This is a genomic window from Actinotalea ferrariae CF5-4, assembly GCF_000603945.1.
GTDB lineage: Bacteria > Actinomycetota > Actinomycetes > Actinomycetales > Cellulomonadaceae > Actinotalea > Actinotalea ferrariae.
The window spans coordinates 1-4,035 of sequence record NZ_AXCW01000314.1 but is presented as its reverse complement, the minus strand read 5'-3'; the positions used below and the strand labels follow the sequence as shown (position 1 = coordinate 4,035).

Annotated in this window: 8 protein-coding genes; 3 read left to right on the top strand and 5 right to left on the bottom strand. The window is 71.4% G+C overall.

Features of this window, described 5'->3' with window-relative positions; genetic code table 11:
- Positions 1 to 113: 113 nt before the first annotated feature.
- Positions 114 to 350 carry a hypothetical protein gene (locus N866_RS16920; RefSeq protein WP_034228663.1) on the top strand — a complete coding sequence of 79 codons (237 nt, stop codon included), beginning with the start codon at positions 114 to 116 and terminating at the stop codon, positions 348 to 350.
- 204 nt (positions 351 to 554) lie between these two features.
- Positions 555 to 1,430 carry a tyrosine-type recombinase/integrase gene (locus tag N866_RS16915; protein WP_216699477.1) on the top strand — a complete coding sequence of 292 codons (876 nt, stop codon included), beginning with the start codon at positions 555 to 557 and terminating at the stop codon, positions 1,428 to 1,430.
- 55 nt (positions 1,431 to 1,485) lie between these two features.
- Here N866_RS16915 and N866_RS16910 read toward each other — a convergent pair whose 3' ends face one another.
- The 3 genes from N866_RS16910 to N866_RS16900 form a co-directional block, all read right to left on the bottom strand.
- Positions 1,486 to 1,845 (bottom strand): type II toxin-antitoxin system PemK/MazF family toxin, encoded by a 360-nt coding sequence (locus N866_RS16910; RefSeq protein ID WP_162177333.1) that lies wholly within the window; start codon positions 1,843 to 1,845, stop codon positions 1,486 to 1,488.
- Positions 1,842 to 1,976 (bottom strand): hypothetical protein, encoded by a 135-nt coding sequence (locus N866_RS22645; RefSeq protein ID WP_281173276.1) that lies wholly within the window; start codon positions 1,974 to 1,976, stop codon positions 1,842 to 1,844. Before N866_RS22645 ends, N866_RS16910 begins: the two co-directional genes overlap by 4 nt.
- A gap of 182 nt (positions 1,977 to 2,158) precedes the next feature.
- On the bottom strand, positions 2,159 to 2,512 hold the full coding sequence (locus N866_RS16900; RefSeq protein WP_034228656.1) for a hypothetical protein: 354 nt from the start codon (positions 2,510 to 2,512) through the stop codon (positions 2,159 to 2,161).
- A 325-nt stretch (positions 2,513 to 2,837) separates the two neighbouring features.
- Here N866_RS16900 and N866_RS16895 point away from each other — a divergent pair, with 325 nt between their 5' ends.
- Positions 2,838 to 3,152, top strand: coding sequence for a hypothetical protein (locus N866_RS16895; RefSeq protein ID WP_034228654.1), 315 nt, complete (start codon positions 2,838 to 2,840; stop codon positions 3,150 to 3,152).
- An 18-nt stretch (positions 3,153 to 3,170) separates the two neighbouring features.
- Here the strand turns inward: N866_RS16895 and N866_RS16890 are convergent, their stop codons facing one another.
- Both N866_RS16890 and N866_RS16885 read right to left on the bottom strand, forming a co-directional pair.
- Positions 3,171 to 3,581 carry a helix-turn-helix domain-containing protein gene (locus N866_RS16890; protein ID WP_052023196.1) on the bottom strand — a complete coding sequence of 137 codons (411 nt, stop codon included), beginning with the start codon at positions 3,579 to 3,581 and terminating at the stop codon, positions 3,171 to 3,173.
- Positions 3,582 to 3,661: 80 nt separating this feature from the next.
- Positions 3,662 to 3,874, bottom strand: coding sequence for a hypothetical protein (locus N866_RS16885; protein WP_155855444.1), 213 nt, complete (start codon positions 3,872 to 3,874; stop codon positions 3,662 to 3,664).
- Positions 3,875 to 4,035 lie beyond the last annotated feature (161 nt).

Genomic DNA, 4,035 nt, shown 5'->3' with positions numbered 1-4,035 from the left:
GGCTCGAACCCACAACCTACGGATTGCACGTCCGGCGAGGTGACCGGCGGGGACGTCGTCGTCGGGCCGTGGCACGGCTCCGGCGTCGCCGACCAGGAGAGCGCGGGCGTCGCATGAGCGGCCACCCGGGCACCCGCGTCGGCCCTGAGACCGGGACGTGCCCGCAGTGCGGCACGCGGGCCCCGCTCGTCAACTACACGCCGCCGGCGAAGGACCGAGCTATGCCGGCCGAGGGCTACCTCGGCGCCCACCGACGTCCCGGCACCCGTGCCGGCACACGGTGCCGTGGCTCCTTCGGCGGCTGGGTGGAGCGGGCGGCGCGGCCCACGCGCGTCACCGCGACCATCTGAGTCAACACCCATCGCGGATCGGGCTCGGGTCCAGTGCCATCGTCGCGACACCCCCGGCGAGCGCAGTCCCCCGTCAGGCACCTGCGCGCCGTCGATGATGTCCCGACCATGACGACCGCCAGCAGGGGGCTGGTAGCCGACGACGCCGAGCCCCTCTTCTCAGACCCCACTGCCCAGCGGTCGCCGACCGGCACCTGGTCACCCATGACCACCGCGCCACAGACCTGGGACCGGGCCATCGCCGCCTACTGCCTGAGCCTGCACGCCGCCGGCCGCCGGCCGAGGACCGTCGAGCTGTACCGGCACTACCTGCGCAACGCCGCCACCCGGCTCGGGTCACCTTCACCGTGGACCGTGACCGGCTCTCACCTCGAGCAGCTCCTCGCCGGGCTGGACCGCACCTCACGGGCGACCCGCCGCGGCGACCCCCAGCAGGGCGCAGCCGCCAGGAAGTCCATGCGGACCGCCCTGGCCGGCTTCTACCGGTGGGCCCGCCGGCACGGGTACATCGACGTCGACCCGTGCGTGGACCTGCCCGGCGTCCGCGTCCCGGCGGGCCGGCCACGGCCCGCGCCGGAGAGCGTCGTCCGCGCCACCCTCGCGGCCGCGGACGACCGCGTGCGGCTCATGGTCCTGCTCGCCGTGCTCGCCGGCCTGCGCGCCGGAGAGGTCGCGTGCGTGCACCGCGACGACATCCTGGACGGCGGGTGGCTCCTGGTCCACGGCAAGGGCGGGAAGCAGCGCACCGTGCCGCTCCTGGACGACGACCTCGCCGACGCCATCGCGAGCGCAACCGGGTGGGTCTTTCCCAACGGGCGCGGTAGCCACCTCACCGCGAACCACGTGAGCAAGCTCATAGCCCGGGCCATGCCGGAGGGCTGGACGGCGCACACCCTGCGCCACCGGTTCGGGACCCGGGTCTACGCCGGGAGCCGCGACCTCCTCGCGACCGCGCGCCTGCTCGGCCACGCCTCACCCCAGACGACCCTCACCTACGTGCAGATGCCCGAGGACCACCTCCGGGAAGCGGTCGCGGCGGCCGCGCTCATCGGCGTCGCCGCCTCGCGCGGCATCGCGTAGCCGCTAGACCCCCCTCGGGCCCGGGCGCGCGCCGGCTGGCGGCCCGGGCCCCCGATCAAGCGGCGCGGGTGATGAGGTCGATCAGCTGAGTCCGAGCGGCTTCCAGTGTCTCCCCTGAGACCTTGCCGAACGCCCGGATCAGGTCTCTGTGCTCCGCGGTCCAGACGCGCCGAGTCCGGATGACCGACTGTAGAGGAAGGCCGGCTTCTTGCCACTCCTCGATGCGGATGTCCCCCGGCTTGGGCCGGCTCCATCGCCGCTCGTTGCTGGTGACCATGGCGCAGAGGAGCGTCTCGTCCCCTTGGCGCACCGCGTTGACGACCAGCACGGGCCGAGGCTTGTACGGCTCGTCCGCGTGAGCGGAGAACGGATAGGAGACGAGCACGAGATCGCCAGCCTCGACGGAGAGGCTCACCACGTGTCGTAGACGCTGTCCTCAGGGGAGTCCCAGTCGTCCGCCCACAGTGAGGAGACGGCGGCGCGGACCCCCTGCCAGTACGCGTTGTCATCAGCGAGGTGTGCCCGGTCCGTCACTGTTCCGTCCACGACCGTCACCACCTCTCGAGTCGTCGAAGTCACCGGGAGCGCGAACCACACCTCGTCCGAGGTACTCATCGACAGGTGTTCCACGCGTCGTGAGGTTTCAGTGGTGACGATCGCCTGAGGGGCGAACGTCATCGCGGCCGCGACAGCGGCGCCGGCCGGACGGACCAGAAGGGAGCCGCTCATCATGCTGTGCCGCCCGTGGGCTCCCCCGTGGCGCGGGAGTTCATGATCTCCAACTGCTGCCCGAGGCTTCGATAGAGCTCCATGGCGCGAGGACGCGTCAGGTACACCGCCGCGCGGACGCGTACATCAAGGCTCGCTTCGCCCGAGGTGAAGAACCGTTCCGCTGCAAGTGGGTCCGGGATCAAGGGTGGAGCAACGTGTCCAAGGACGAGGTAGACACTTCCCTCGGGCCCGAACTCAGTGTCAGCCCCCTGGAGAACGGCGACCTGGTTCACCGGGAGCGCGTCCGCCGCGGCGTCGACGGGCCACGTCACACGCACCGAGTAGTCGTGGGTCTCCGGTTCCGCTGTCACGTGCTGAGTGTTGCATGTGGCCGCAAGTCCGCGCGTCCGCCGATCAGGGGGCCGACAGGGCTGCCGTTCCCGGGACAGGGCCGGTGCACGTCGGCGCATGCGGGGGTCAAGGGGAAGGTGAAGCCCCCGGAGATGTGGCGGCCGGAGGCAGAGGGTCGGTGTTCGGCAGGACCGTCACGCCGATGCCGCGGCGGCGTCGGGGGCGCCGAACGTCCTGGTGCCGTCGCGTCTGAAGGGGCACGATACGGAGATGACACAGGGGGACGTTGAAGGTCATGGCGGGGCGCAGACGCCGCCGTCAGGTTGGCGCCGAGGCGCTGGGTGCATGGGCGTCTTGGTCGCCGTGCTGGTCGGCAGCTTCGCGTGCAGCGTGCTGGCCGGCGGAGGCAACGACGGGCCGGAGCCCCCGACAGACTTCGAGGCCCGTGCGCAGTGCGAGACGTGGCTACTCGACCAGCTGCGCGCACCCTCGACCGCCGACTTCTCAGACGTCGAGGTCACAGGCGGGCCCGCTTCATGGGAAGTCGAGGGCAGCGTCGACGCGGAGAACGGGTTCGGCGCGATGCTGCGGAGCCGATGGACGTGCGACATCCGGCTTGACGGCGACACGTGGCGCGGTCGGGCGACGCTGCTGGAGTAGGCCGGCGGGGTCCACCGGTTAGCGCACGACTGCCGACCGCTGAATGACCCAGGCGTTCCCAACCTTCCTTCCCGGCAGCGTCCCGGACTCGAGGCGCTGGAGGACGGCCTGCCGGCTGACCCGGAGCGACTGTGCGGCCTCGGTGACGCTGACGAGCTCGGGCAGGGGCGCGAGTCCGAGGCGCGCGTCGAACTCGTCCGTGGGCAGCACCTCGACGGCGAGCACGGGGGCGTCGGTGGCGGACTCGGCGAGCGCCAGGGCGGTCGTGAACGCCTGCCGCAGCGACGTGGCCGGCACGGTGATGTACACCTCCACCCAGCCGCGCTCGGCGCGGCCGGTGGCGGGCCCGTAGTCGGTGAGCGCCTCGAGCAGCTGGTCGTCGATGTCGTCGCGGGTGCGGTACTCGATGCGGGCGTTGTACTCCTTCATGGCTTCCTCCTGTGCGATGGGTGATGATGGTGGGCCCCCGGGGCGGGAGGCACCTTCCATGCCTCCCGCCCCGGGGCCGGTCACCGCTTGGGCGGCCACCGGAACCCGCGCCGCTTGAGCGGTGCCAGCGCGTTGCGGTTGCTGCGCCAGTCGCTCGCGGTCCCCGAGAACGTCGTCACCTTGTCGCCGTCCTCGGTGTAGACCTCCGCGTGGCCCTTCTTGTTGATCACCACGATGTAGCCCGCCTCAGTGACGGCCCGGAGGATCTTCCGCAGGTCCTTGTCCATCTTCATCACCCCCTGTTCTGTTGACAAGATGAGTCTACGGCCGTCCTTGTCGATTAGCAAGGCACGGAGCGCACAAGAAGCGGCCCCCGCTCGACCCCTCCGTGGAGGATCGAGCGGGGGCCAGTGGTGGCGTGCGGCAGGGCTCCGCTCCCAGTGCTACCGGGGTC

Bases quoted from the DNA above. Each gene is read 5' to 3' on its own strand.
- N866_RS16920 (WP_034228663.1), top strand. From the start codon at position 114: ATGAGCGGCCACCCGGGCACCCGCGTCGGCCCTGAGACCGGGACGTGC.
- N866_RS16915 (WP_216699477.1), top strand. From the start codon at position 555: ATGACCACCGCGCCACAGACCTGGGACCGGGCCATCGCCGCCTACTGC.
- N866_RS16895 (WP_034228654.1), top strand. From the start codon at position 2,838: ATGGGCGTCTTGGTCGCCGTGCTGGTCGGCAGCTTCGCGTGCAGCGTG.
- N866_RS16890 (WP_052023196.1), bottom strand. From the start codon at position 3,581: ATGAAGGAGTACAACGCCCGCATCGAGTACCGCACCCGCGACGACATC.
- N866_RS16885 (WP_155855444.1), bottom strand. From the start codon at position 3,874: ATGAAGATGGACAAGGACCTGCGGAAGATCCTCCGGGCCGTCACTGAG.